Source organism: Paraburkholderia sp. EG286B, from assembly GCF_040965655.1.
Taxonomy (GTDB): Bacteria; Pseudomonadota; Gammaproteobacteria; order Burkholderiales; family Burkholderiaceae; genus Paraburkholderia.
In genome coordinates this window covers 289,968-316,678 of the sequence record NZ_JBFRCF010000007.1, presented here as the reverse complement: position 1 = coordinate 316,678, position 26,711 = coordinate 289,968, and the positions used below count along the sequence as shown (strand labels likewise).

Annotated in this window: 24 protein-coding genes, 1 pseudogene and 1 riboswitch; of the genes and pseudogenes, 6 read left to right on the top strand and 19 right to left on the bottom strand. The window is 62.6% G+C overall.

Annotated elements, in window-relative coordinates:
• The first annotated feature begins 109 nt into the window (after positions 1-109).
• The 3 genes from AB4Y42_RS18015 to AB4Y42_RS18005 all read left to right on the top strand — a co-directional run bounded on the left by AB4Y42_RS18015 (position 110) and on the right by AB4Y42_RS18005 (position 1,887).
• Positions 110-1,057 carry a pseudouridine-5'-phosphate glycosidase gene (locus AB4Y42_RS18015; protein ID WP_368687839.1) on the top strand — a complete coding sequence of 316 codons (948 nt, stop codon included), beginning with the start codon at positions 110-112 and terminating at the stop codon, positions 1,055-1,057.
• A gap of 130 nt (positions 1,058-1,187) precedes the next feature.
• Positions 1,188-1,610 carry an ACT domain-containing protein gene (locus tag AB4Y42_RS18010; protein ID WP_368687840.1) on the top strand — a complete coding sequence of 141 codons (423 nt, stop codon included), beginning with the start codon at positions 1,188-1,190 and terminating at the stop codon, positions 1,608-1,610.
• Between the two features lie 19 nt (positions 1,611-1,629).
• Complete coding sequence (locus tag AB4Y42_RS18005) at positions 1,630-1,887, top strand: hypothetical protein (RefSeq protein WP_368694959.1); 258 nt, start codon at positions 1,630-1,632, stop codon at positions 1,885-1,887.
• 83 nt (positions 1,888-1,970) lie between these two features.
• Here AB4Y42_RS18005 and AB4Y42_RS18000 read toward each other — a convergent pair.
• The 10 genes and pseudogenes from AB4Y42_RS18000 to AB4Y42_RS17955 form a co-directional block, all read right to left on the bottom strand.
• A pseudogene (locus tag AB4Y42_RS18000) lies at positions 1,971-2,303 on the bottom strand (GFA family protein); the annotation flags it as partial.
• Between the two features lie 117 nt (positions 2,304-2,420).
• Entirely contained in the window at positions 2,421-2,825 is a 405-nt protein-coding gene (locus tag AB4Y42_RS17995; protein ID WP_368694893.1) for a hypothetical protein, read from the bottom strand.
• A 42-nt stretch (positions 2,826-2,867) separates the two neighbouring features.
• The gene (atzF, locus tag AB4Y42_RS17990; protein WP_368694892.1) at positions 2,868-4,679 is read right to left on the bottom strand and encodes an allophanate hydrolase; all 1,812 of its coding nucleotides are present in this window, start codon (positions 4,677-4,679) and stop codon (positions 2,868-2,870) included.
• Between the two features lie 18 nt (positions 4,680-4,697).
• Entirely contained in the window at positions 4,698-8,297 is a 3,600-nt protein-coding gene (gene uca / locus AB4Y42_RS17985) for an urea carboxylase (RefSeq protein ID WP_368694891.1), read from the bottom strand.
• A 172-nt stretch (positions 8,298-8,469) separates the two neighbouring features.
• Positions 8,470-9,111: an urea amidolyase associated protein UAAP2 gene (locus tag AB4Y42_RS17980; RefSeq protein ID WP_069262091.1), complete on the bottom strand. Its 642-nt coding sequence runs from the start codon at positions 9,109-9,111 to the stop codon at positions 8,470-8,472.
• 14 nt (positions 9,112-9,125) lie between these two features.
• On the bottom strand, positions 9,126-9,830 hold the full coding sequence (locus AB4Y42_RS17975) for an urea amidolyase associated protein UAAP1 (RefSeq protein ID WP_368694954.1): 705 nt from the start codon (positions 9,828-9,830) through the stop codon (positions 9,126-9,128).
• A gap of 13 nt (positions 9,831-9,843) precedes the next feature.
• Positions 9,844-10,632, bottom strand: coding sequence for an ABC transporter ATP-binding protein (locus tag AB4Y42_RS17970; RefSeq protein WP_368694890.1), 789 nt, complete (start codon positions 10,630-10,632; stop codon positions 9,844-9,846).
• Positions 10,629-11,444 carry an ABC transporter permease gene (locus tag AB4Y42_RS17965; protein WP_368694889.1) on the bottom strand — a complete coding sequence of 272 codons (816 nt, stop codon included), beginning with the start codon at positions 11,442-11,444 and terminating at the stop codon, positions 10,629-10,631. The genes AB4Y42_RS17970 and AB4Y42_RS17965 overlap by 4 nt, the downstream gene beginning before the upstream one ends.
• A gap of 33 nt (positions 11,445-11,477) precedes the next feature.
• Positions 11,478-12,548 (bottom strand): putative urea ABC transporter substrate-binding protein, encoded by a 1,071-nt coding sequence (locus AB4Y42_RS17960; RefSeq protein WP_324160656.1) that lies wholly within the window; start codon positions 12,546-12,548, stop codon positions 11,478-11,480.
• 58 nt (positions 12,549-12,606) lie between these two features.
• A riboswitch (guanidine-I (ykkC/yxkD leader) is annotated at positions 12,607-12,706 on the bottom strand.
• A gap of 183 nt (positions 12,707-12,889) precedes the next feature.
• Positions 12,890-13,057 carry a hypothetical protein gene (locus AB4Y42_RS17955; protein WP_368687849.1) on the bottom strand — a complete coding sequence of 56 codons (168 nt, stop codon included), beginning with the start codon at positions 13,055-13,057 and terminating at the stop codon, positions 12,890-12,892.
• Between the two features lie 278 nt (positions 13,058-13,335).
• Here AB4Y42_RS17955 and AB4Y42_RS17950 point away from each other — a divergent pair, with 278 nt between their 5' ends.
• Positions 13,336-13,962, top strand: coding sequence for a universal stress protein (locus AB4Y42_RS17950; RefSeq protein ID WP_368694888.1), 627 nt, complete (start codon positions 13,336-13,338; stop codon positions 13,960-13,962).
• Between the two features lie 81 nt (positions 13,963-14,043).
• Here the strand turns inward: AB4Y42_RS17950 and AB4Y42_RS17945 are convergent, their stop codons facing one another.
• Both AB4Y42_RS17945 and AB4Y42_RS17940 read right to left on the bottom strand, forming a co-directional pair.
• Positions 14,044-14,733, bottom strand: a complete 690-nt coding sequence (locus tag AB4Y42_RS17945) for a CBS domain-containing protein (RefSeq protein ID WP_368687851.1) — start codon at positions 14,731-14,733, stop codon at positions 14,044-14,046.
• A gap of 178 nt (positions 14,734-14,911) precedes the next feature.
• Entirely contained in the window at positions 14,912-15,772 is an 861-nt protein-coding gene (locus tag AB4Y42_RS17940; RefSeq protein WP_368694887.1) for a dienelactone hydrolase family protein, read from the bottom strand.
• Between AB4Y42_RS17940 and AB4Y42_RS17935 the strand changes: the two genes are divergently transcribed.
• Positions 15,762-15,926, top strand: coding sequence for a hypothetical protein (locus AB4Y42_RS17935; protein WP_368694886.1), 165 nt, complete (start codon positions 15,762-15,764; stop codon positions 15,924-15,926). The genes AB4Y42_RS17940 and AB4Y42_RS17935 overlap by 11 nt on opposite strands.
• Positions 15,927-15,970: 44 nt before the next feature.
• Here the strand turns inward: AB4Y42_RS17935 and AB4Y42_RS17930 are convergent, their stop codons facing one another.
• The 6 genes from AB4Y42_RS17930 to AB4Y42_RS17905 form a co-directional block, all read right to left on the bottom strand.
• Entirely contained in the window at positions 15,971-16,798 is an 828-nt protein-coding gene (locus AB4Y42_RS17930) for an enoyl-CoA hydratase-related protein (protein ID WP_368687853.1), read from the bottom strand.
• Positions 16,795-17,241 carry a nuclear transport factor 2 family protein gene (locus tag AB4Y42_RS17925; RefSeq protein WP_368687854.1) on the bottom strand — a complete coding sequence of 149 codons (447 nt, stop codon included), beginning with the start codon at positions 17,239-17,241 and terminating at the stop codon, positions 16,795-16,797. Before AB4Y42_RS17925 ends, AB4Y42_RS17930 begins: the two co-directional genes overlap by 4 nt.
• A gap of 39 nt (positions 17,242-17,280) precedes the next feature.
• On the bottom strand, positions 17,281-19,305 hold the full coding sequence (locus AB4Y42_RS17920) for an FAD-dependent oxidoreductase (RefSeq protein WP_368694953.1): 2,025 nt from the start codon (positions 19,303-19,305) through the stop codon (positions 17,281-17,283).
• Positions 19,306-19,433: 128 nt separating this feature from the next.
• Positions 19,434-20,546 carry a lactonase family protein gene (locus AB4Y42_RS17915; RefSeq protein WP_368694885.1) on the bottom strand — a complete coding sequence of 371 codons (1,113 nt, stop codon included), beginning with the start codon at positions 20,544-20,546 and terminating at the stop codon, positions 19,434-19,436.
• Positions 20,547-20,696: 150 nt separating this feature from the next.
• Positions 20,697-21,389: a DUF1223 domain-containing protein gene (locus AB4Y42_RS17910; RefSeq protein ID WP_368694884.1), complete on the bottom strand. Its 693-nt coding sequence runs from the start codon at positions 21,387-21,389 to the stop codon at positions 20,697-20,699.
• Between the two features lie 97 nt (positions 21,390-21,486).
• Positions 21,487-24,384 carry an EAL domain-containing protein gene (locus AB4Y42_RS17905; RefSeq protein WP_368694883.1) on the bottom strand — a complete coding sequence of 966 codons (2,898 nt, stop codon included), beginning with the start codon at positions 24,382-24,384 and terminating at the stop codon, positions 21,487-21,489.
• 32 nt (positions 24,385-24,416) lie between these two features.
• Here AB4Y42_RS17905 and AB4Y42_RS17900 point away from each other — a divergent pair, with 32 nt between their 5' ends.
• Positions 24,417-25,856 carry a GGDEF domain-containing protein gene (locus tag AB4Y42_RS17900; RefSeq protein WP_368694882.1) on the top strand — a complete coding sequence of 480 codons (1,440 nt, stop codon included), beginning with the start codon at positions 24,417-24,419 and terminating at the stop codon, positions 25,854-25,856.
• 30 nt (positions 25,857-25,886) lie between these two features.
• Here AB4Y42_RS17900 and AB4Y42_RS17895 read toward each other — a convergent pair whose 3' ends face one another.
• The gene (locus tag AB4Y42_RS17895; RefSeq protein ID WP_368694881.1) at positions 25,887-26,696 is read right to left on the bottom strand and encodes a substrate-binding periplasmic protein; all 810 of its coding nucleotides are present in this window, start codon (positions 26,694-26,696) and stop codon (positions 25,887-25,889) included.
• Positions 26,697-26,711: the final 15 nt, after the last annotated feature.

The window sequence follows — 26,711 nt, the reverse complement described above, 5'->3', positions numbered from 1 at the left end:
CGCAAGCCGGACTGCCCGATCGTTCGTCTGGAGCACGTGGATCAGGCGATGCGCCGTGAAGCGGCCCCATGCGGCATACTCGAGTCCACGCCCCCAAAGGCCCAAAGACATGGTTGCCGACCTCGCACACTCCTGGTTGACGTTCAGCGCGTCTGTAAGCGCTGCCAAGGCCGCCGGCCGCCCGCTTGTCGCGCTGGAATCGAGCATCATCGCTCACGGCATGCCCTATCCAGAGAATATTCGCACTGCGCGCGAAGTGGAGGCGCTGGTCCGCGAGATGGGAGCTGAACCGGCAACGATCGCACTGATCGGGGGGCGAATCCACATCGGGCTCGCTGACGACGAGCTGGAACGGCTTGGCCGCTCGGAGCATGTGCACAAGGTTAGCCGCCGCGACCTGCCGGCCGTACTGGCCGGCGGCAGGCTCGGCGCCACGACGGTGGCTGGCACGATGATATGTGCCGCGCTGGCCGGCATCGAGGTCTTCGTCACCGGAGGCATTGGCGGCGTGCACCGGGGCGCGCAGGAAACCTTCGACATCTCGGCCGACCTGCAGGAACTGGCAAAGACCTCGGTGGCGGTGGTTTGCGCCGGTGCGAAGTCCGTCCTGGACATCGGGCTCACACTGGAATACCTGGAAACTTACGGCGTGCCGGTGCTCAGTTGCGGACAGGACAATTTCGCTGCGTTCTACACGCGCGACAGCGGCTTTCGCGCGGACTTCCGGCTGGACGACGCAGCGGACCAGGCGCACTTCATCCGCACCAAGTGGGACCTGGGCCTCGAGGGCGGCGTCTTGTTGAGCACGCCGGTGCCAGAAGGATCAGCGATGCCGTCCGCAGAGATCGACGCGCTGACTCAGCAGGCGCTTGCTGAGGCCACGGCACAAGGCATCACAGGCAAGGCCGTGACGCCCTTCCTTCTGTCTCGCATCACGACACTCACGGGTGGACGCAGTCTGGCGACGAACATCGCGATCGTGAAACACAACGCCGAGGTCGGGGCACGACTGGCGTTGGCGTTGGCACACACAGCGCGCGAGACAGGCTCGGCGTAGCCGCCGCACACTCATCCACCACCGTGTTTCCGGCAACCGCCCGCGGGCACATCCGCGCGCGGCCTGTCTTGCCCGCATGCCGTTCCTGAAGTAGATTTTTCTAATCATGTCCGAGGCGGGAGAGACTGCCATGGAACTGAGTGTGGAACGGGTCGAGGTTTGGGCAGCGACCATCGACGACAAACCGGGCGGCCTTGCAAAGGTATTAGGCGCCTTGCGAGATGCGGGTGTCGACTTGCAGTTTATCGTGGCGCGTCGCACGCCGGAGGCATCGGGCAAGGGGGTCGTGTTCGTCGCTCCGATCGAGGGCGACAGCGCGATCGGTGCTGCCAGACAGGCGGGGTTTAGCGTCACCCCGAGCCTTCATTCCGTCCGTGTAATGGGTCTTGACCAACTGGGGATCATCGCCCAATTGACCCAGATGCTGGCCGAGGGGGGCATCAGCTTCCGCGGCGTCTCCGCGGCGGTACTTGGCACGCAGTTCATTGCTTATCTCGCGCTCGACTCATTGGACGACGCCGAAAAGGCAATCGACATTCTGCAAAGGGCCTGAAGCGCCCGTGTCGAGCGCGATGAAAACGCCGACGTCCAGAAGGCGGGTACTTTGGGCGCTTTCGCTCTGCACTATTACCACCTGCGCGGCGGTTGGTGCGGTATTGCTGTTCGAACTGTCGGTGATTGGCCATGCCGTGAGCGATCTGCGCCGGGACGAGGCAATAGCCCAAGCAGGCACCGCGCGGGGCGAGCCGGCTGCGCTCGAGGCGCGCATCGATCCGCCCTGGCTAAAGCAGTACGGGCTGGACCGCAGCCTGTACAAGGAAATGGCCTGACTCAGGCAAACCCACGGTTGGGCACTGGATGTCCAGATATCCAGCATCGGCTGAAACTCCGACGGATTGTCCAGCGTAGGGAAACGGATGGACATCACTTCGGGTGCCGCCTCGCCCTGGGTGAACAGAGGAGAACCGCAATCGGCACAAAAGCTGCGAGTCGCGAGCCTGCCGCTGCCGGCACGAACCGAGTATGTGTTCGGCGTGCCGGTGATCGTCACGTCCGACACGCGGACGATGAGGCCGGAGGCAAAAGGAGCACCACTCGAGCGCTGGCAATCGAGGCAATGGCAGTTTAGCGTCGCAACTGGCGCGCGCGAGCATACATAACGGATCGCTCCGCATGCACACCCGCCGGAAAATGGCACTGTCACGTCGCTGTTTCCTCCTGCCGCTGAACCCGGTTTTACTGGCATCTGCCGAATGCCCCGCTGGAAGCCCGCTACCTGGCGCTTCCTCATCGCCCGCGCAGTGTAGCGCTGGGCGACATCACAAGGCAACGGGCTGGTTTCGCACGCCACGAGCAATCTTGATCACATCAGCGCCGCCCGCTTCTCTCCGACCCGAAGTCGAACAATCAAGTCGTCGGTAACCCTGCGAGCCGTCGATGAATCACGTCGTAACCGTTGGAAGGCGACCATGCACCATGGCACGGCAATGACGATGACAACGCATCCCATGCCGGTAAGCATCGCTGCAATCGTCCGGTTTTCGAGCGTACCGGTATGCGGCAACCTGTGGCGCAGCCACACAAATGCCGGTTCAATCCCAACGTCGTAAGTCATCGCCAAAAGCAGGATCAAAGCGACGTGCAATGCCAGCTTCATTTCGAGGAAAATCGCCGCGCGGTCATTGCCTTCGTGGATGAGCACTATCATCCGGACAGCGATCGCAAGCGTCGCCAACATTAAAGCGCAAAAGCAGCTCGATTCGAACATGGTAATTTTGTGGTCCCAGGTATTCCGTTACATCTCGCAGGGTCAGTCGGGCCGGCGCTCGCTGGCGAGCCACGCTCGCCATCCGCCGAATTCGGAGATATCGGTTCCCGACAGCACGCCATAGGGTTCGCACAAGAAGCCGGTCACCCACGAGCCGTCCGACAACTCGACCTTCCCGAGCACCAGCGGAGACGGCACGGTTGCCAGGAACGAGCCCAACTCGGCGCTCGGCATTTCCCACACTTCGACCGCAATCCCGGAGCCGTTCTCCGCAACTCGCCACAATCCCGGGCGTCGGGTGCCGTCCGCAGAAGCGAGCAGCGCGGCCAGCCGATAGTGGGCCGCCGTATGCGTTATCTGCATCCGTTGCGCGCCTCGCGAAACCAGGTCCTTGTTCAGCGGCAGCCCTTGCATGTGAGCACCGCACACCGCGATGCGAATCCGGTCGTTGGCCGCTATTCGCCGCGCGCCAGGCTCCGGGCGGCTTCCGCCAACACATTCGATGCCACTCGCCGTCTGCAACACATCGGCGACACCCAGCAGATACTGGTCGGTGAACGCGCGGCCGAAGACCGTTACGCCCCACGGGAGGCCGTTCTTCATGAACGCTGTTGGCGTGGCGACGGCCGCGTAATCCAGCAGATTCATGAAGTTCGTGTAGTAGCCGAGCAATGAGTTCGGCCCAATCGGGTCGTCTTCCAGTTCAGCGAGCGTCACAGGGCGCGGATACGTCGGCGTCAGCACGAAGTCCAATGAATCGACCACCGCATCGCAGGCTGCCTTCAACGCCTGCAGGCGATACTGCGCGCGAAACAGTTCGACCGCCGTCGCACCCGGCGCCTTGGCCAGCACGTCCCGAATGACGGGAAGCACGGCGTCCGGCGTCGCTGACATCAACTCGCCAACCACGCTGTAGCGCTCCGCAACCCACGGACCCTGATAAAGGAGATTCGCGGCCTCGACAAAGGGCTCGAAATCAATCTCCACTGCCTCGCCGCCTGCTGCTTCCAGGCGCGCACGCGCCCTTGCGAACAGTTCCGGGCTCTCGGCGCATCCCGCGAATTCAAGGCGCGCGGGAACCCCGAAGCGGAACGACGTAGGCTTGCCGAACGCGCTTGCCGAGTTCCACTGCTGGTTTCTGCGACTGTATGCATCGCGAGCGTCGGTTTGCGCGGTCAACGAGAGAAGCTCGCTGGCTTCGCCGGCCGTGGCCGTGAAGTACGTCACGCAGTCAAGCGTGCGGCAGGCCGGGACGACCCCCGCCGTCGACAGGACGCCCTTCGTCGGCTTGAGTCCGATGAGATTGTTCAGGCCGGCAGGCACGCGGCCCGATCCTGCCGTATCGGTACCGAGCGCGAAACTCGCCACGCCCAATGCAACGGCAAGCGATGAACCCGCGCTGGACCCACCCGACGGGTAGTCAGGATGCACGCTATTGCGGCATTTTCCGTATGGCGAACGCGTGCCGTTCAGACCCGTAGCGAACTGGTCGAGATTGGTTTTCCCGATCGGGATCGCGCCAAGCGAGATCAGTTGGCTGACGAGCGTCGCGGACGCCTCCGGCGTGTACGCAAAGTCGGGGCAAGCGGCAGTCGTTGGGACTCCTGCAAGGTCGATGTTGTCCTTGATTGCGAACGGCACACCGTACAACGGCAGACGCTCGAAATCCTGCTCCTCGAGCCAGTCGAGGTACGGCGCGACTTCGCTTGCGGTCAGAAGATGAATGAAGAGATTGAACTCCGGATTCAGCGCACTCGCTTTTCCGAGCAGTTCAGCCACGAGCTTGCGCGGTGTGAGGCGCCCGTCACGGTACGCGCTACGGAGCGTGGAAAGTCGCAGATCGAATGTCGGCATGATTCTCTGTCCTTGTAGTTAGTGGCGTTCAATGACTGCGACTCGCTGCCCTGCGCGCACGGGCGAGCCAGGGGCCACGTAGATTTCGCCGACTGTCCCCGCACACGAGGCAAATACCGAGATCTCCATCTTCATCGACTCGATAATCAGCAGTACGTCGCCGGCGGCAACGACGTCGCCCGTCTTCACCTTTACCTGCCAGAGGCTGCCGGCGATTTCACAATCCACGGCGACCTCGCCGTCCTCCAAGGGAGCCAGTTGGGCGTCCTCCGCGTCCGGTGCCTCGATTGCCTCTTCCGGGGTGCCCGCTTCGCGCCAACGCTCGCGCTCGGCCTGGAAGGCAGCCTGCTGTCGCGAACGGAACTTGCCGATGCTGACCGCTTCGCTCTCGAGAAATGCTTGATAGTCCACCAGCGAGAGCTCCGACTCCTCGATCTTCAACGGATAACGCCCGAGCGGAAAATCGGCGCGGATGCGAAGCAGTTCGTCGGCCGACACTTCGTAGAAGCGGATCTGGTCGAAAAAGCGCAGCAAATAGTGCTGACCGGCGAAATCCGCGACCTTGCGATAGCGATTCCACATCTGCAACGTGCGCCCGACGAATTGATAGCCGCCGGGCCCTTCCATGCCGTACACGCACAGATACGCGCCGCCGATGCCGACCGAGTTCTCCGCGGTCCACGTACGGGCCGGGTTGTATTTCGTCGTCACGAGGCGGTGACGCGGGTCCAGCGGTGTCGCAACGGGCGCACCCAGGTAGACGTCACCGAGACCCATCACGAGATAGCTCGCGTCGAAGACGATCTCTTTGACGGCATCGATCGACTCGAGGTCGTTGATCCGGCGAATGAACTCCAGGTTGCTGGGGCACCACGGCGCGTCTTTGCGCACCGTGGTCATGTATTTTTCAATCGCGAGCTGGCACGCCGGGTCATCCCAGGAGAGCGGAATGTGCACGACTCGCGACGGCACACGCAGATCCTTTTTCAGCAAGACCTGCTCCCACGTCCGGCGTACGACATCCAGCAGTGGCGCGAGCGCCAGTTGCTCCGGTCGATAGTGAATCTGCAGAGACCGGATGCCGGGCGTCAGATCGATGACGCCGGCAAGCGCCATGGCCTCGAGCGACTGCATGAGCGCGTGCCCACGAAAGCGCGAGACGAGGTCCAGCTCAGCGGGCCCAATTTCGAGCAGCAGATGCGTGTCGCCGGACACGCGCGCAACGAGCCGCTCGCCGCCCGAACCCATGTCGAGCACGATGGGCGATGTCAGGGACGAACGTATGCGGGCCGGCGCGTTCGACTCGATCTCGAGACTTTCCAGTTCGCGGGCGCGCTGGCGTGCGGCTTCACGTGCGTCTTCCACCTCCACCGGCACAAAGCGGACCTTGTCGCCGGCCTTCAGTTGCCCGATGTGCCAGAGGTCGGCCTCGATGATGGTCACCGGACAGACGAAACCGCCGAGACTCGGCCCATCGGGGCCGAGAATCACCGGCATGTCGCCGGTGAAGTCGATGGCTCCGACCGCATAGGGATTGTCGTGAATGTTCGACGGGTGCAGCCCCGCCTCGCCGCCGTCTTCGCGTGCCCATTCCGGCTTCGGCCCGATCAGGCGCACACCGGTACGGCTCGAGTTGAAGTGAACTTCCCAGTCGGTCTCGAGGAAGCGTTCGATGTAGCGGGAGCTGAAGTACTCGGGCGCGCCATGCGGACCATAGATCACGCGGATGTGCCGCACGTCGTCGAGCTTCGGCACGGCATTCAGCGTCTTGCCAGCCTGCGGATTCTCGAGCGCATGGAGGTGAAGCACGTCGCCTGAGCGTAGTGCGCGGCCGCCATGCCCGCCGAACTGACCGAGCGTGAAGGTGCTACGGCTGCCCAGATACACACCGACGTCCAGGCCGCCACGTACGCACAGATAAGCGCGTGCGCCGGCGCCCCGAATGGTGCCGAGCGACAACGTCGAGCCTGCCGGGACAAAGAGGCTCGTATTCAACGGTTGCCCGACGTCGTCGAGCAGCACGGGAATGTCTGCCCCCGTGATGGCGACGACCGCGTCCGTATTGAAACGCAGCGTCGGACCGCTCATCGTGATTTCGAGCGCGGCGGCATCGGGGGCGTTGCCAAGCAGGCGGTTGCCCAGCCGCATGGCGCGGTCATCCATCGGCCCAGAAGGCGGAATGCCGACCGCCCAGTAGCCCAGACGGCCGGGGAAGTCCTGCACCGTCGTCTGCGTACCGCCACTGACGACTTCGACCGTACTGGCCCGGTACTTGAGTCCTTCGAGGCACCGCGTCCATGGTTCGCCCGATGGAAACGGCTCGTCGTCCAGGATCTGACGCAGATAGTCGCGGTTGGTCTCTACGCCGTAAATGCGCGTCTTTTCGAGCGCGTCCTTGAGCGCGCTGCGCGCTTCGTCGCGAGTCGGCGACCAGGCGATCACCTTGGCGAGCATGGGGTCGAAGTACGGTGGCACTTCGCAGCCGGCTTCAATCCACGTGTCGATGCGTAGCGCGCGACCGTCGGCTTGCGGGAACGCAACGTCGGTCAGCAGGCCGGGGCTCGGCTTGAAGTCCCTGCCGGGGTCTTCTGCATAGAGCCGCGCCTGAATCGCATGGCCGCGCGGCGTCAGCTTCGCTGCGAGTTCCTGCAACGGCTCGAGCGTGCCCGCTGCCAGCTCGATCATCCAGCGCACGAGGTCGACGCCCCACACCTGCTCGGTTACGCCGTGCTCCACCTGCAGGCGCGTGTTGACTTCGAGGAAGTAGAACTGCTCCGCAGCGCTGTCGTACACGAACTCGACGGTGCCGGCGGAACGATAGTCCACCGCCTTCGCCAGCTTCACGGCCGCCGCACAGAGCGCCTCGGAAATCCCTTCCGGCAGGCACGGCGCGGGCGTTTCCTCGAGCACTTTCTGGTTGCGCCGCTGCACAGAGCAGTCGCGCACGCCGAGTGCGATGGCATCGCCCTTGCCGTCGCCGAAGACCTGCACTTCCAGGTGTCGCGCCCGCTCGATGTACTTCTCGAGGAAAACGCCGGAGTCGCTGAAATTGTTTTCACCGAGTCGCTTCACGGCATCGAAATGCGCACTGAGTTCGGCCGCGTTCCAGCACACACGCATGCCGATACCGCCGCCGCCAGCCGTGCTCTTCAACATCACCGGATAGCCGATGACTTCCGCTGCTTCCAGCCCCGCCATCAGGTCAGCGAGCAAGCCGGTGCCCCTGAGCATCGGCACGCCTTCCTTCTCCGCGATTTCACGCGCCGTGTGCTTCAGGCCGAAGGCGCGCAGCTGCGCGGGCGTGGGCCCGATGAACGCAATCCCTGCCGCTTCGCAAGCCTCGCCGAAGGCTGCGTTCTCGGAGAGGAACCCGTACCCGGGATGAATCGCCTGCACGCCCTCGCGGCGAGCGATCTCGAGGATTTTTTTCGTGTCGAGATAAGTCATTGCAGCGGGCCCGTCGCCCAGACAATGCGCGACGGGAGCCTCGCTTACATGACGGCTCGCTCTATCCGCCTCCGCAAAAACGGAGACGCCGGTGACATCGAGTTCGCGCAGCGTTCTGAGAATCCGGCACGCGATAGCGCCACGATTGGCGATAAGAATCTTCTCGAACATGGAAGGAATCTTGATTCAGAGGCGGGCCGTCCCGCCGTGGGAAAGGCGAGCCGCGGTCGTCCACGGCCGTATTCGCTTCAGCGATCTGCCTGGGTCAGCGCTTCGCGCGCGAGCGTGAAATGACGTCCCGAGCGCACGAGCATGAGAAACCAGCACCAGCTACGGAGGCGCTTCAGTCCCATATCAGCAATTCCGCTGGCGTCGGGTTGTAGGCGTTGCACGGATTGTTCAACTGGGGGCAGTTGGAAATCAGCACGATGACGTCCATCTCGGCACGCAGTTCGACGTACTTCCCCGGTGCGGAAATGCCGTCTTCGAAGGTGAGGCCCCCTTCCGCCGTGACGGGCACATTCATGAAGAAGTTGACGTTCGCGCCGATGTCCTGCTTCGAGAGGCGGCCGTCATGTGCGCAAGCGCGCAGGAAGTTGTCGCGGCAGCTGTGCATATAGCGCTTTCCCAGCGCATAGCGCACGGTATTGCTCTCCTGTGCGCAGGCGCCGCCGAGCGTATCGTGGCGTCCACAGGTATCGGCAACGACGGTCAGCATGGGATTGCCGAGATTCGAGTACAACACCGAGCCGGCTGTCAGGTAGAGCCTCTTCTGCCGACGCAGCGTGCGTTGTGGGTCAAAGCGCTCGCGCGGATCGGCGAGGCTGTAGAAGAGCGTATCGACCGCCTGGTTGCCTTCCAGATCGACGATGCGCAGTGTCTGGCCCGCCTTCACTTCGTGAAGCCAGGGCTCACCCGCAGCCACCGTCTCGCGGTAGACCGCGCTCTCGGGCTGTTTGTCGCTGACGACAAGCGTGCTCATCATGAAGTGGCCTCCGCTCAAAGAAAGAATCGCTCTGTGTTGATAAAGCCGCGCATGTTTTCCTCGCATGCGGTACGGCACACTTCAGCCACGCCAGGCTGCGCCTCGCTCAATTCGAGTTTCACCGCCTTGGGCGCATATTCAGGGCTCGGGTCGAGCGGGTGCTGAATCGCGGTGAGCACGACAAGCGTGTTCATCGGCGCATACAGTTCGACGTAGTCGCCGTCCTTCGAGTTTTTGCTCACGAAATTCAGCTCTCCACCGCTGGTGACATCAACGCGGCTGAAAAGATTGAGCGTCATCAGCAGGTCTGAAATCTCGAGGCCCCACTTGCCCATCTCGACGAGCAAGTTGTCCGTGCCATTCCGGTAGAACGCGTTGCGCAGTTCCTGATAACGGCCAGCGCCATACCGCGCCGTGACCTCTTCGGCGTTCGTGACGCCACCGATGCTGTCGTGCCACCCGCATGTATCGTCGACGATGGCGGCGAGAACACGCCCCATATCGGAGTACAGGCAGTGCCCCGTCGTGAGCTTTGCGGTGTGCTGGCACTTCAGCGAATCCGGGAGGTTCAGCCGCTCGCTCTTCTCCGATGCATTGACCATCATGACGCTGACGTTGGCGCCGCCGTGCAGGTCGGTCACGCGCAACGATTGCCCGCGCCTCACGATGAGCGAGGTATGGCCGCCGCCCGGTACGGTTTCTTCAAGCAATAACTTCATGTTCGAATTCCCTTCATGAAACCATTTCGATGCTGGACGCGCCTTGAACCGCCGCGCGCGCCAGATGCACCGCGGACACCGATTCGCGGCTGCGGTCGAGTGGAATGTTGTAGGTGATGCGGGCTCCATAGGCGCCCGACGCGTGGGGGTCCACGCGGACCTTGTCGAAAACCAGCACACGGCTTCCCAACGTGAAGCCTTCCTTCAGGTCATGCGTCACCATGAAAATGGTCAGCTTCGCTTCGCGCCACAGGTCCGAGAGCAGCGCGTGCATGTCCTTGCGGATACCGGGGTCGAGTGCGCCAAACGGCTCGTCGAGCAGCAGGACGCGCGGCTTCATCATCAAGGCCTGCGCAATGGCGAGGCGTTGTTGCATGCCACCGGAGAGTTGCTGCGGGTATTTGTTCAGGGCCGCACCGAGTCCCACCCGCTCGAGCATGGCCGCGGCCTCGTCTCGCGCGGCGCGCCGCTGCGCTCCGAAGAGTCTGCCCGTGAGCTTCGCTTTCGGCAGCTCCAGTCCCAGCATCACGTTGCGCAATACGCTTAGGTGCTCGAACACCGAGTAGCGCTGAAACACCACGCCACGATGGGCATCCGGTTCGGCGGGCAGCGGTTGACCGTCAAGCAGGATCTCGCCGCGCGTCACTTGCTCCTGCCCCAGCAGCAGTCGCAGAAACGTCGACTTTCCGCAGCCGGACGCACCGACCATCGAACAGAACTCGCCCTCCTGGATCGTCAGATTCAAACGCTCCAGGACCACCTGGCTGCCGTACTCTTTCCATACATTGCGGACTTCGATCATCGCCCACCTCCGCCGTACCAGGGGAACGACCACTGCGTGATGCGGCGAAGCAGTTCATCGGTGAGCCACGCGAGCAGCGTAATCCACGCGACGTACGGCAGAATCAGATCCATGGAGAGGTAGCGGCGCACGAGGAAGATGCGGTAGCCCAGGCCATCCGTCGATGCGATCGCTTCAGCGGCGATGAGAAACAGCCATGCAGCACCGAGCGAGAGACGCATCGCCACCAGCAGGCGCGGCAGGAGTTGGGGCAAAACCAGACGCAGAATCACCGTCCAGCTCGTGGCCCCCAACGTCTGTGCCTTGACCCACAACTCGGCGGGAATATCGCGGGCGCGAGCATGCAGGTCCCGAATGATCATGGGTGTGATGCCGAAAACAATGAGCACGACTTTGGATAGCTCATCGAGCCCGAAGACGATGAAAAGAATCGGCAGCACGGCCAGTGGAGGCACCATCGAGACGACGGTGATGAATGGCGAGAGCGTTGCGCTGACGAGCGGAAACGAGCCGGTCGCGATAGCGGCCACCAGCGCAATCACCGCGCTCACGACGAGACCGATACCCAGTCGTCGCAAGCTCGACAGCGTGTCGTCCCACAACAGATATTCACCCGTGCGCTTGTCTTCGGTGAATGCGACCAATCTCACGGCATCGCTCATTTGCGCCGCGCTCGGAAGCAGCTTGTCATCGGGATTGAGCTTGAGCCGCTGCGCAGATCCCGTGAAATACACGGCAAACAGCACGACGAACGGCAGCAGGAGCAGCATCATGCTGCCGATCCGGCTCGGATGTCGATTGATGAGTCGCATGGTGACCGCCTGGTTGTGGCTTCGAAATCAGTCTCAGAGCTTGCCCGCGGCCGCCATCTCGACATAGCTCGGGTCGAAACGCAGCTTGACGTTGTTCTTGTCGCCGACGATCACGTTCTTGTCGAACGCCATGCCCACGGAATCCGCACTTTTGGCATCCTGGCCGAGCAGACCGTGGTCAAAGGAGAACTGCGCGACGCGCGTCATGATCTTCGGCATGTCCGGGCTCGTGACGAAAGCGACGGCCGCCTGAGGTGTATAGAAGAGCGCGGTGGTCGACAGCTGTCCCTTGAAGTTCGCCAGGTCGGTACCGGAGGCCTTCGCCATCGACGTCAACGCGCTGGTGCTCGCCGCCGAATTGCTGTGCATCAGCGCGACCATCTCGAACCATGCGCCCGTCAATGCCTTGCCGAGTGCCGGGTTCTCCTGCAGCGTCTTCGTATTGACGACCATCATGTCCATGATTTCGCCGGGAATCTTGCTCGAATCGAAGACTTCGGTGACGTTTGGCTGCGCTTTCAGATCGGCGAGCATCGGGTTCCATGTCACCGCGTTGTGAACAGTCGGAGTCGCGAATGCGCCTGAGATATCGGCGTCGGAGGTGTTCACGACCTTGAGATCGCGCTCGCTCATATGGGCGCTTTCCAAAGCGCGTGCGAGCAGGTAGTGCGAGACCGAGAACTGCACGAGGTTGACCTGCTGGCCCTTCAGGTCGGCGATCTGCTTGCCCTTGCCCTTCATGAGCACGCCGTCGTTGCCGTTCGAGTAGTCGCTCACGATCAGGGCCGTCGAATCGACGCCGCCCGAGGCCGGGATGGTGAGCGCATCCATGTTGGTCATCGCGCAGCCGTCGAACTTGCCAGCCGTGTACTGATTGATCGATTCGACGTAGTCGTTCAGCTGGACGACATCGATCTTGATGCCGTACTTCGTGGCCCACTTCGAGATGATGCCCTGGGTTTTTGCCTGACCCCACGGCATCCAGCCGGCGTAGATGGTCCAGCAAACCTTGAAGTCGCTGCGGCCCGCGGCGAACGCGGCACTTGAAGCGAAGGTGGCGAGGGAGACGGCGGCGATGCCAAGACAGCGAACGAGCTTGCGCATGAGGTTGACCTCGAAGGGGACGGTTAGCAACGGCAGGGAGCAGCGCAAACATCGCGTTCTCTCCCGGGCTTTTATCCCGCCGTGTAACCTCGCCTGAGGTCGCCAGCTCTCGGACCAGCGCCTGCGAGAAGCAGGCCGGAACCCTAGCTGTCCATTTCCAGATTGTCTGAACCGGATGCTGCGCCGGCTCCTTGCCCACTCCTTAAAGCGAGAAGCGTGCCAATGAAAAGAGGCCCGGCTTTGTGGCGTGGAAGGCGTTTGTCTGCCCTGCACTGATAACAATGCGCACTAATATGCGTCACGGCGCACCCGTTTCGGGCACTGCGCTGTGCCGTTCGCTCTCACAGAGACTCGATCAATTGGGAAGCCTCCCGATCGCCGAAGACCTGGACCCAGCCTCCGCGGGTATCCATGCACTCCCTGATCGCCGCGACTTGCCAGTCCTTCACTTCGTAGACGAAGCAGTAGTCGTTCGAGTAGTTGCGCCCGTTGGGCAAACGGGAAGACACAGGATCAATACTGGCCAGATTCGGCCATGAGTATTCCGAATCCAGAACGCAGCGCTACGGGCTCCGCCTTCCCTGCTTCGCCTTCACTCATTCATTGGATCTGCTGCCGTTTTCTGCGCCGTCTGCCTGGCCAATAAAAGTTCGCGCTCGCACTGAGGCTGGCCCGCAAGTTCGGCGCACATCTGGAAGGACTGTTCGCGCGGTTCGAACCCAACCCGCGCGAGTTCCACGTGATGGGTGGCACAGCGGAGTATTACGAGACGCATCGCACGCTACGCATGGAGCAGCGCGGCGCGATTGAACGGCTCTTCCGCGCAGAAGTGTCTCGTGCGCAGATCGACGGCGCCTGGGTTGGGCCCGATGGCGATCCAGTGTCTGCAATCATGCAACGCAGCCGCACCGCGGATCTCGTGATTCTCGGACAAACCAATCCGGACGACCCGGAGTCCTGGCTTGCGGACGGATTGCCGGAGAGTGTTCTGCTGGGAGCGGGAGGCCCGGTGCTGCTGGTGCCCTATACGGGCCGATTCGAGTCGTTCGGCGATCGCGTGCTGATTGCCTGGAACGCGAGCCGCGAAGCCGCCCGTGCGGTTCACGACGCGCTGCCGTTCATCCTGCGGGCGGCGCACGTGAGGATCCTGACGCCCGAGCAGTCGCACGCATCGTGCGAAGAGCTCGCCGCCATGCTTGCGCGCCACGGCGCCAAGTCAGTAGACATCGCCATGCTCGACCAACACGCGGCTGAATCCGCGGGCGATACGCTGCTGAACCATGCGGCCGACGGCGCGTACGACCTGCTCGTCATGGGAGCGTATGGCCATGCGCGATTCCAGGAGCTGGTTCTGGGCGGCGCCACGCGATCCATACTCTCCACGATGACGCTGCCGGTACTGATGTCTCATTGACCGGCTGCCCCCAGCGCGACGACCTAACGAGGCCTCGCAAGATCCCCGGTGCAAGAGAAAGGCACCGGGGACAAGACGCCCTTACATCGGCGTGAACACGACCGGATAACCGAGGTGGTCTTCGACTCCCTTGACGCCGGTGACACGCTCCGCGGAGACGAGTATCGCCTTGCGCTCCTCTTCCGAGCTCACCGTGCCCCAGAGATGGACGATCCCCTCCTTCACGACGACGTTCTCTGCAGCCATCGCCCAGCGGCGCCCGTCGAGTGCACGCAGCACGTCGCGCTGGATCGCCTCGTCCGAAGCGACTGCCGCCGGATCGGGCTGCGTCGCGCTCGCCAACGCGCGTATCAGGTTGGCACGGCTCACGATGCCCACGAGCCTGCCCTGCTCCAGCACGGGCACGCGCTTGATGTGGTGGCGCTCCAGCAGGTCGGCGATCTCGCCCAGTTCCGCTGCCGGCGAGACGTAGATGACATTGCCCGTCATGACGTCGCCGACCTTCACGGCGTTCTCCTTCAGGTACTCGCTTGCGAGCCTTCGAGTCGAGTGGAGCCATTCACCCAGCCAGCTGCGCTGCGGCTTGCCTGTCCCTGTTTCCACGCGATGCAGCAGATCGCCCTCGCTGAGAATGCCGACGACGGCGCCGGTGTCGTCGACGACCGGGACGCCGCTCACGTGATGCTCGGTGAGCAATGTCGCGGCCTCGAAGACCGACGCGTCAGGGCGCAGGCTGACGACGTCCGTGGTCATGATGTCCGAAGCTTGCATGAGTTCCTCCGTTAGCGGCTAAGACCGCACTGGAACCCAATTTAGAGATCGGTTGCGCACGCGCATTGATTTAAATCAATGAATCTGACTCGGGCCGATATGACCTTTCGTCGCCCGGTATGACGTGCTGCTTTTGCGACTGGCGTGGCTCCCGGCCTTCAACGCGGCCACAGTGAACCTATGGCTTCAGCACGGCCTTGACGATGCCGCCGACGGCTTCTTTGGCGCTGGCCGCCGCGTTCTCGTCGTATCCGATGGTTGTCCCGCGCTCGATGCACGAATCGCCATAACTAAACGGTTGCTTCGTTTTGGCGTCGACGAGCAGTCCGTTTTCGACCTCGACCGTCCGGCAGTTTCGTGTGGTCTGCGCCTGCGCTAGCTGCTGAGGCTGCCTGAGCGCTCGCGCGTCGAAGAAGTGACTGGCGCCGGCATACTCGGTCAGCTGGACGTCATGCAGTTTCGTTTTCAGACGTTCCACATAGGCACGGCATGGAGCGACAGGATTGTAGTTGTCCGCAGTCCCCTGGAAAATACGCACAGGTTTGCCAACGACATCCTCGTCTTCGAGATACGTGGAGGTACAGTCGGGATAGAACGCGACGAACGCCGCGAACTGGGTGCCGGGTTGGGCGTGCATCTTCTGGAACCGGCTCAGGCTCGCGTAAAGCGCGTTTTGCCCGCCTCGCGAGAATCCCATGAGCATGATCCGGTTCGGGTCGATTCTCGGGTGCTTCGACAGCGTCGCAATCGCGCGATAGGCGTCCTCGGTCTGTGCCAGGCGGCCGAGTTGCGATTGATCGTTGATCGTGTTGACGATACCTCGGCCGGAGAAGCTGTCGATCACAAAAGTCGCGACACCGAGCGAAAGAAAGTACTCCTCCCAGTCGGTGATGCTGCTGCCGATCCCGCCCGACGCATGCAGCAGAATAACGAGCGGAAGCCGGTCAGTTCCGTTTCGGGGCAGCCGAAGTTCGCCAGCCACCGTAACAGGTTTGCCATCCTCGCGCCCGCTCAGGAATTCCTGGTCGGTGAGCGTCACGGACGAAATCGGGATGACCTCCATGCGCGTCACCTGCGCGCGTGAGGCGTTCGCGAGGCAGCTGCACATGCAGATCAATGCGATGCGGACGAGCGGATTTTTGCTTGTTCTCGACATGACGCGCCTCTTCTTCGCTACCGGTTCGCGTGACTGACTTACGAAGTCCAGTATAGGCAGACGTAGTGCGAAAGCGGGAGATCAGTCAGGCAACGGCGGCAGGCCTTCGAAGCGTGATTCACGCCTGGCCTGCCAGCCTGCGATGGCTTCGGACAGGTCCGCGGTATCGAATATGGCGCTCTGAAGCAGCGCCATGTGTTGCAGCGACTCCGCGGTTGCGTGGTCGCGGGCGAAGTTCAGCGCCGTCTTGCTCCCCGCCACGGCCAGCGGCGATTTCGAGGCGATGCTGCGCGCCAACTCCATCGCATGGTGCTGGAGCGCATCGGCATCGGGCAGCACGGCATTGACGAGCCCCACGGCGAGCGCCCGTTCGGCGCTCAAACGCTCGCTGGTGTATGCCATCTGGCGCGCGACGCCCGCCGGAATGAGTTTGGGCAGGCGTTGCAGCACGCCCAGATCGGCCACCATGCCGATCTGCGTTTCCTGCAGGCAGAAGAAGGCGTCCGCCGTGCAGACACGAATGTCGCAAGCAGCGGCAAGGTCGAGGCCGCCCCCGATGCACCCGCCCTGCACGGCGCAGATGACGGGGAAACGTGCCTTGTCGAGCACGTCGAAGCAATCCATCAGACCTGCCAGGGCGCGCTGGAAACCGAGGCGCTTGCGCGGACTGCGGGTGTCGAAGTCGTTCACGATGTTGGCGAACACCTCGAAATCCATACCGGCCGAAAAGTGCTTGCCGGTCGAACTGATGACCAGCACGCGCACCTCGCCACTCGCATCGAGCGTCTGCACGATTTCGCGCAGGCCCGCATAAAACGCGATGTCCATCACATTGAGCCGGTCGGGACGGTTCAATTGAAGATGCGCGATGCCGGCTTCGGTGTTGAGGCGAAAGTATTTGTCGTTCATGGATTGCTCGCAGCCTTATATGCGGGGAGAACATGAGCCAGACGTGCGCCCATCTCGGCGCCCAGTACCTGCAATGCATTGAACGGCCGGATCATCACTTCGAATTCGACGATGCGACCCGTCTCGTCGAAGCGGATCATGTCGATGCCTTTGAGCTGCTTGTCCTGCACGGTCGCGCTGAATTCGAGCACGACGCTCAGGCCGTCGGCGCTGCCGAACTGCCGATGATAGGTAAAGTCCCCGAAAATGGTGATCACCGTACGCAGCGCCATCAGCAAGGCGGGCGCGGGACCGTAGGGCTTGAACGCCATCGGCGAGCGAAAAACGGCCTCGGGATGCACGATGGACTCCAGCCGGCTGAGATCCTTGCTGGCCACGAGCTCATGCCAGATCGCGAGGGACCGCGCGACAGCGGGAGGCAGGTTGAGTATGGCGTCGGTCATATGAGGTCCGTTTTCAGGTCGAGAGAAAACGCAGCGCGCTCATAACGCGGCTGCGAGCGTCGTGCCCTCGTGGATGGCCCGCTTGGCGTCGAGTTCGGCGGCCTCGGCGGCACCGCCGATCACGTGCACCTTGCTGCCGGCGGCCAGCAACCGGTCGGCCAGTTCGCGCAGCGGCTCCTGTCCTGCGCAAACCACGACGTTGTCGACGGCGAGGGTTTGCGGCACACCGTCGATGCTCACGTGCAGCCCATCGTCGTCGATGCGCTGGTATTCCACCGAGGACGACATGCCGACACCGCGCGCCTTCAAGGCCGTCCGGTGAATCCACCCCGTCGTCTTGCCAAGGTTCTCGCCAACCTTCGAGCGCCTGCGTTGCAGCAGATGCACGCTGCGTGCCGCCGGACCCACCACCGCGCGACGCAATCCGCCGCGTTCGGCGTAGTTCGTATCGACGCCCCATTCGGCGAAGAATTTTTGCGGATCGAGGCTCGCGGACTCGCCTTCATGCACGAGGTACTCGGCCACGTCGAAGCCGATGCCGCCAGCCCCCACGATGGCGACGTCCGAGCCCACCGGCTTGCCGTCGCGCAGCACGTCCAGATAGCCGAGTACCTTGGCATGGTCGGCGCCTTCGATGCGCAGTTCGCGCGGCAGGACGCCGGTCGCCACGACCACCTCATCGAAGCCCTCCTGCATCAGCGCTTCGGCGCTCGCGCGCGTGCCGAGGCGAAGCTCGACGCCCGTCAATTCGATCTGGCGGCGGAAGTAGCGCAGCGTTTCATTGAACTCTTCCTTGCCCGGTACCTTTTTGGCGATATTGAACTGCCCGCCGATCTCGGTGCTGGCCTCGAAGAGCGTAACGGCATGCCCGCGGCTGGCCGCCGTTACCGCACAGGCGAGACCGGCCGGACCCGCGCCCACGATCGCCACACGCTTTGGCTGCGCGGCGGCCCGGATGACGATTTCCGTCTCGTGACAGGCCCGCGGATTGACGAGGCAGGACGTGACCTTGCCGGCGAACGTATGGTCGAGACAAGCCTGATTGCAGCCGATACAGGTATTGATCTCGTCGGCGCGGCCCTCGCGAGCCTTGCGTACGAATTCGGCATCGGCGAGGAATGGACGCGCCATCGACACCATGTCGCACGCGCCGCCAGCGAGCAGCTGCTCGGCGAGCTCGGGCGTGTTGATGCGATTGGTGGCGACGAGCGGCACCGAGACCTTGCCCATCAGTTGCTGTGTGACCCAGGCCCAGGCGCCGCGCGGCACCTTGGTGGCGATGGTCGGGATACGCGCCTCGTGCCAGCCGATGCCCGTATTGATGATGGTGGCGCCCGCCAGCTCGATTGCCTGCGCGAGCTGGATGACTTCCTCGAGTGTCGAGCCGCCCTCGACCAGATCGAGCATCGAAAGCCGGTAGATGATGATGAAATCGCGGCCCACACGCTCGCGCACGCGGCGCACGATCTCCACCGCGAAACGTATGCGGTTCTCGTAACTGCCGCCCCAGCGGTCAGAGCGATGATTGGTACGCATCGCGATGAACTCGTTGATGAGGTAGCCCTCGGAGCCCATGATCTCCACGCCGTCGTAGCCAGCATGTTGCGCGAGGGCTGCGCAGCGGACGAAATCGTCGATGGTTTCTTCGACTTCGTCGTCACTCAGTTCGTGAGGTGTGAACGGATTGATGGGGGCTTGCAGCGCACTGGGCGCGACCAGCATCGGCTGATACGAGTAGCGGCCGAAATGCAGGATCTGCATCGCGATCTTGCCGCCTTCCGCGTGGACGGCGCGCGTAATCGTACGGTGCCGCCCGGCTTCCTCCTCTGTGGTCAACATCGCGCCGCCATGCATGGGGCGCGCGCGTTCGTTCGGTGCGATGCCGCCCGTCACGATCAACCCAACTTCGCCACGCGCGCGCTCCGCATAGAATGCGGCCATACGTTCGAAGCCATTCGGCACTTCCTCCAGACCGACGTGCATGGAGCCCATCAGCACGCGGTTCTTCAAGGTCGTGAAGCCCAGATCGAGTGGGCGAAGGAGGTGGGGATAGCGGTTTGTCATGTTCATGCAACTGGTTGTATGACGGCGAAGTCGATAATGCAACCAGTTGCATAGAGAATCAAGCGAATGCGCGGATTTCGAAAACCTCCTCTACACCGTCGCTTTGATCAGACGTGACTCCCACACGCCTAGCGCGCCGCGATCCCCTGGGCTCCAGGCGGTACGCCGGTCACTGAACCCACCGGTTCGAGCGTGCCGTCGGGCATCACGCGAAATCCGGTTACGGCGCCGTTGCCCTCCCGCACATAGAGGAATTTGCTGCGACTGCTGAGCGCCATGTCGAGCGGCGCGCTGAGCGTACCCGCAGCGGGATTGAGCAGGTTGATCTTCCCGTCCGCGGCAATGCGCAGACTGCTGATCGTGCCGCTACCCGCATTGGCGGTATAGGCGAAGCGCCCGTCGCCGGTTGTGACGAGCCAGCAAGGAGCGGCCTGGCCCAGCGGGATCGCCGCGCTGATCGAATCGAGATGTTTGCCGTCTTCGACTTCGTATGAGGAAACCGAACCGGACCCGGCCTCGGAGACGATGGCATAACCGCGTGTCGTGACGGAAAAGCCGAACGGCGTAACGCCGTTCGAGGCATGCGGGGTCGATGTCGAGGCGTAGCCGGTAAAGCCGACAGAATAGGTGTCAATGAGCTGCGTACCCTTTTCCGTCACGAGCAATTCGTTGCCTTCCGGTGCAAACCTGACTTGCGCCGGCTGGGCGGAGGTACCGCCAGCGAGTGACCGCTGCGAGCCGGGTAACGCGACGAGGCGCTTGCCGAACGCGTCGACAAAATAGCCGCTAATGTTCGGCGTGCCGCCGGCATTGAGCACATACGCGATCGCCCCCTTGACCGTCACGCTGACGGGCATCTGACCGCCCGACGGCTTTCTGTCGAGCAGCGTCAGCTTGCTGCCGTCGATTGCGAAAAGCGAAACGTCATTGCTGCCTGCATTCACGGCGAGCAGAAAGCCCGAGTCCAACGTCAGCGCGCCCTGCGAGCCTAGCGGATCGGCGCCCGTGCCCGCTCCTTTTCCGCCGGTTTGATAGGTGGCCGCGTAGGTCAGTGTTCCGTTCGTGGCTCGAGCATAGACAAGAACCGAGTTTCCGGAAGGCTGGTTCGACATGACGTAGACCGCCCCGGGCGGATCGACCTCGGAAGCGGTTTGCGCAAAGCCGCTTGAAGCGAATCCCAGCGCTGCGGCAAACGCGATGGCCCGCAAAGGAAACGATGAAGCGTACGTGACAAATGACATGACGAACTCCTTGCCTGGTAGACACGACTTCGTTAGGGGAACTGCCACTGCACTGCGCACTCCTTCTGCTCTCGTAGCGTCGCTTGCGAATACAGGAAGCACACCTTATTAACGACAACGGAGAGATCTGATGACGTCATCCCTGGCGGCTCAAGGCGCGCCGCTGGTCACTCGTGCCGCGCCGATGATTGCCCCGTCCGGCGACTGGATCAGAATTGCCGCCTGTTCACCAGCCGGCGACGCCGGTTCGAGCTTCAATGGCGCGCCGGTCCATTCGCCGACGGCCTGTATCGAGCGAACGACATTGGACTCCCTGAGCGTACGCCCCGTGTTTTCGCCTCGCCCGACCGCGGTCACGTGCCCGGTGTCATAGCCGACGAGCAAGACCCGACCGTGGCCGGTGCCGCGCCCCACCATGACTGATAACGTCCCGCCGCGGCGCACGCCACTCACCTCCACCCCTGCCTCGTCCGCTTTCTGCGCGATCGCGATCGCCGCCTCGGCTGCACGTCGATTCGAACCCACCAGTCCCTGCTGGCCGTCGATCACCATTTCCGGGGTGTAGGCGCTCTGACCAAAACGGGCGCTGTACTCGGCCTGGCGCTGTGTAGCGGCTTCCAGCGAGTAAGGGTCGCGCCAGCCCAGGCCGTCCCAGTACGTCACGTGAAACGCGAGGGGAAGCACGTCCTGACGCTCACGCGATAGCTCAGACAGGTAGGCATCCGCGGGAGGACACGAGGAGCACCCTTCCGAGGTGAACAGCTCGACCACGACCGGCCTCGCTGACGCCACGATGGGCGCGACGAGAAAAAAGAACGCCAAAGCAACGAGCCGAACGGACATGACCGGTCTCCAGGACGACAGGACTGCCTCTTAATTCGTTCGGTTACGCATTCCGGTTACAGCTGGAAGGAATTTGTTTCGTCGGGCCTGGCCAATCTTACGGATTGACGCCGTCCGCAGCGCCGGGATCGAGAAAACGCGGAAGCGCTGCAATGGCAGGCTGTGGCAGCGGCACGCTGTAGAGAAAGCCCTGCGCAATCTCGCAACCATGCGCATCGAGAAAGGCGGCCTGCTCCATGGTTTCGACGCCTTCGGCAACGACCCGCTGCCCGAGGCAACGGGCGATGGAAAGGATCGCCTTCACGAGTTCGGCATGGCGTCGGTCCGTCGTGACTCGCTGCACGAACGTACGATCGATCTTGAGCGTATCGATCGGGAATCGGGTCAAATAGCTGAGTGCGGAATAGCCGGTGCCGAAATCATCGATCGCAATCGACAGGCCCATGCTTTCAAATTCGAGGAGCGCGCTCAGAACCGAGTCGTCTTCCTCCAGCAGCAGACTTTCGGTAATCTCGAACTCCAGCCACTCCGGTCGACAGCCGGTTTCATCGAGCACATCCTTGACCGTCAGCGCGAGATCGCGCGACTGAAACTGTCGCGCGGAAAGATTGATCGACACCCTGTGGCGCGCGGCACGCCCGGTATTCCATTCGACGGCCGAGCGACAAGCTTCGCGAAGCACCCACCGCCCAAGCTCGACGATCAGGCCGGTTTCCTCCGCGAGCGGCACGAACTGATCCGGGCGAATGAAGCCCTCTCCGGGGCGATTCCATCTCAACAAGGCTTCCGAACCGATGACTTCCGCGCCGCGCAGCGTCACCTGAGGCTGGTAATACAGCTCGAACTCGCCCAGATCGACTGCACGCCGCAGCTCCGACTCGAGCGAAAGACGCGCCGTGGCCTCGACGGTCAGGTCCTTCGTATAAAAGCGAAAGCCGCGACGCCCTGAGCGCTTCGCGAGGTACATCGCAGAGTCGGCGTATCTCAGCAAGTCTTTCGCGTCGGTGCTGTCGAGCGGATGCAGCGCGATCCCGACGCTGCACGATATGAACACTTCTCTTCCGTCGAGCAGGAAAGGCTCGTCGAGCCGCCGGATGATTCTCGCGGAGATCTCCTCGAGGATGCCGCGATCGGCAATCCCGGGCAGCAGCACGGCGAACTCGTCCCCACCGAAGCGGGCAACCGTGTCTCCCACACGCACGCATGAAACCAGCCGATGCGCGGCCTCGCGCAGCAGCTCGTCACCGACCGCATGACCCATCGTGTCGTTGACGCCCTTGAAGCGGTCCATGTCGATCATCATGACGGCCGTATAGTGGCCGTGCTTGCTGTTCGAGATTGCCTGACGCAATTGCTCGTTGAACAGGACGCGATTCGGCAGCGCGGTCAACGCGTCGAAATACGCCATCCGATGGATCTTTCCTCTGGAAGCGTGCAGTTCCGAGATATCCCGACCTACGGCAAGGACGGTTTCCACCTTGCCGTCCTCGCCCAGTTCCGCTGTCAACCGGATCAGCTGGCATAGTTCCCGGTTCTCGTCAGGCCCCCAGACCAATTCGAATTCCCTGTCGCTTGCCGTTGCGAATACTTCCCGGAGTCGCTGCTCATAGAGGACGGACCCTGGCCCGCCCGGATATTCGGCCGGCGTCCTGCCCAGCAGCGCTTGTGCCCCTCCACTGGCCAGCGCGGCGAAGGTTGGATTGACATAGAGGCGTCGGCAATCCCGTCCGTAACGGGCGACCGTATCGGGCGAGTTCTCGACGAGGGTTCGAAACTCGCGTTCCCGGCGGGCCAGTTTTTCCTCGAAACGGCGCCGTTCACTCATGTCGCGTGCCACGCCGAGGACGCCCGCCACCGTCTCCCCTGCGCCGAACACCGGCAGGCGTCGGGTTTCGAGCAAGGTCCGTTCACGGGTCGCCGGAGCGACCACCCAATCGTCGTTCACGCAAACATGCAGCGCATCGATTGCTGCCTTGTCGCGCTCCCGGAAGTAGTCCGCCAGCTCGGCATCGAAAATGTCGTAGTCGGTTTTCCCGAGAATTTCAGCTTTCGGCTTGCCGACAAATTGCTCGAAGCTGTAATTGCAAAGCAGAAAATTGCCAGCGGTGTCCTTCAGCCACACCAAGTCGGGGATGGTATGGAGCACGGTCATCAACTGTGCGCGCGCGTCGGACAGTTGACGCGCCTTGTCTTCGAGGCGTCCGTTGAGTTGCAGGATCCTCTCGTATTGGGCCCGCTGCTCGGACTCCGCCTGCTTACGTTCGGTGATGTCCAGAATCGCACCGATCAAGCCGGCCTGGCGGCCGTCATCGTCGTGGAAAACCGCCTTGCTGAATTCCACGTCGCGCACCGCTTTCCTTGCGTTCTGGACCTTGAATTCATAGCGCTGGATGCCGCCTTTCGCGAACAGCGCCTCGTCCATGGCGAAATAGGTTTGCGCCAGCTCGGGCGGACTCGTCTCAAAAACGGTCTTGCCGACGAAGCGCTCCTTGGGGACGCCAAGAAATTCTTCGAAAGCCCGATTGAGATGAAGGTACCGCCCTTCCCTGTCTTTCGAAAAGACCGGAATGGGCATGGTATCGAGCAACGATTCGAGAAATGACTCGCGTTCACGGAGCTTTGCCTCCGCACGTTTGCGCGCCGTGATGTTGAAATAGATCGCCAGCACCGCAGGAGCCGCGTCCGGTGTCGGATGGCTTACGAACTGCACGAGGTAGTGCTCACCCGGCGTTTGCGGCAGGCCGTCGAACGTCAGTTCCAGCTCGCGCGCAACGCCCGTGATCGCCACTTCGCGAATGGTATCGAGGTACTGCTGCAGTGTCTGGGGTGAAAACATCCGGGCTTCGGCATGCGTCGCGCAGGCGCTTTCGGATGCTGCCCTCAACATCGCCAATGCCGCGCTATTCAGGTAGCGCCGTTGGCCCTGCGCGTCGTAACGGATGACCGGCATAGGCAGGTTGCCGAGCGGCTCGCCGTACTCGCTTTCTGCGTCCATTCCAGGGTTTGTCATGCTGTCAAAGAGAATGTGTGCTCGTACAACGCCATCTACGCACGCGTTCCCGGAATCGGCAACTTCAACAACGCGCAACACGGCATGCCATCCATGCGCTAACGGCAGGATACGGGAATTCTGAAGAGCGCAAAAATGGGCGCCGATGGATTTCCGGCAAGCACATGGCGGGTATTGCGTGCGAATTCATTCAACGCTTGTGTCTGTTATCGATCACGCCTCACTCTGGCATCGCGCTCGACGACATCGATATGTTATATAGGCGCAGTGCCTACTCTCGCCGAACCTGCATGCCGCTCTTCGATCTGCGCACGGTCATCCTGATGTCTTCGGTCATGCCGGGACTCATGGCAATCGCGTTGCTCTCACTGGCCCGAAGCTTTCCTCAGAACATACGCGGGGTTCGTCATTGGGCATCGGGTGCGCTCGTGGTCAGCGTATCGGTACTCCTCCTCGCGTTTCGTGGCAGCGTGCCGGACTGGCTTTCGATCCTGGTCGCGAACTGCGGCATCGTTTTTGGCGCGGGGCTGGGACTCATTGGCACCCAACTCCTCTATGGGTGCCAACCCAGCTGGCGCTTCGTCTCGCTGCTCGTCTTCGTCGCCGCGGCCGGCATGACCTGGCTGTGGCTGGTCCAGCCATCGGTTGCGGGCCGCACGATCGTAATCACCGGGGTGCTCGCGGTACTCTACGGCACCCACGGCGTGGTGATGCTCCACCTTGGCCGACCCAGCCGCACGGCGCTTGCCGTTGGCGCACTGCTGCTTGCCGAATGCGCAGTGGCGGGCGCACGCAGCATCTCCGTCGCGCTTGCGACGAGGGGCCTGCCCGATCTCTTCCATCCGGAGTGGATGCAGACGTTCTACCTCACCGCGGGCGCCGCGTTTTCCCTGCTCGTGACAGTGGGCCTGCTGCTGATTGCCATGGAGCGCTTGCGCATCCAGCTCGAGCGGCAGTCGTACCGCGATCCGCTGACCGGTTTGCTGAACCGCCGCGCGCTCGCGCTCGCATTCGAAGAGGAACGTGAACTGGCGAAGCGCAACGGGGCCGTGCTCTCCATGCTCCTGATCGACCTCGACCACTTCAAGCGGGTCAACGACGAGCATGGGCACGATATGGGAGACAACGTCCTGATCGACTTTGCGGAACGCGCCAGTGCAGCAATACCGGCCTCAGCGTATCTCGCGCGCTGGGGAGGAGAAGAGTTCGCCGTGTTGCTGCCGGCACTCTCCCTGCAACAGGCTAACGATCTGGCCGAAGTGGTCCGCACGCGAATCGCTCAGCCCGGCTTCACCGCGCCCGTGATTCGATACACATGCAGCATCGGCGTGGCCTGCCTCGCCGCCGCGGAAGCGACGATCCAGCAGCTGGCGCGCGATGCCGACACGGCGCTCTATCACGCCAAGCATCTCGGCCGCAACCGCGTGGAAATCTGCGACCGCGCATTTGCCGCCTGAAACAGACAGGCAGGCTGGTACGCGACGCAATCAGTTTTTCACCGGGAAATACCAGAGATTGCGGTCGGTATAGCCGAACTGCCTGATGATCGATCCCAGCGTGCCGTCGGCGCGAATTTCGTCGAGCGTTCTCGACACCGCGTTGTTCAGATCGACGTCGCCCTTGCGCAACGCGTAGCGCGCGTAGCCGTACTCCTGCGGCAGCGGCCGGTAGTCCGCCACCATTTGCATGGCGGCAGTGGGATGCTGCTTCAGGAATTGCCCGATCTTGATGTCGTCTTCCATCGCAACGTCGATGCGCCCCGCGATCAGATCGGAGAACTCTGCCTCGTTGCTCGTGTAGAGCTTGAGCTCCTTGAGGTCCTTGCGCCCTTCGAGCAACTGGTGATTGAAGCTCCCGCGCACCGTGCCGACGGTATGGCCGGCAAACTCGTCCCACCCATGAATCTTCGACGGATTGCCGCGCTGTACCGCGATGCCCGATCCGTACCAGTATGCCGGGCTCGTGAATGCCACGACGCGCAGCCGCTGCTCGTTCTCGTGCAGGTTGTCGACAATGACGTCGGCGCGGCCGGCGAGCAGTGCCGGAATCATCGCGTCGAACGGCACGATATCCCACGTGACCTTGGTGATCTTGAGCCGCTTCGTGATTTCGCGGAAGATGCGCACGTCCGCGCCGTCGAACGAGTGAGTTTTTTCGTCCCGGAAGGTCGACGGCGGGTCGGCGGCGATCACGAGCGTGATGCCGTTCCTGATCGCGCGCGCGTACGAGCCGTCTCCGCCATCGAAGTGCGCGTCGCCGATTGCGCTGCTATCAGCCGCATGGGCATGGGACAGCAAGGTTGCAACACCCAA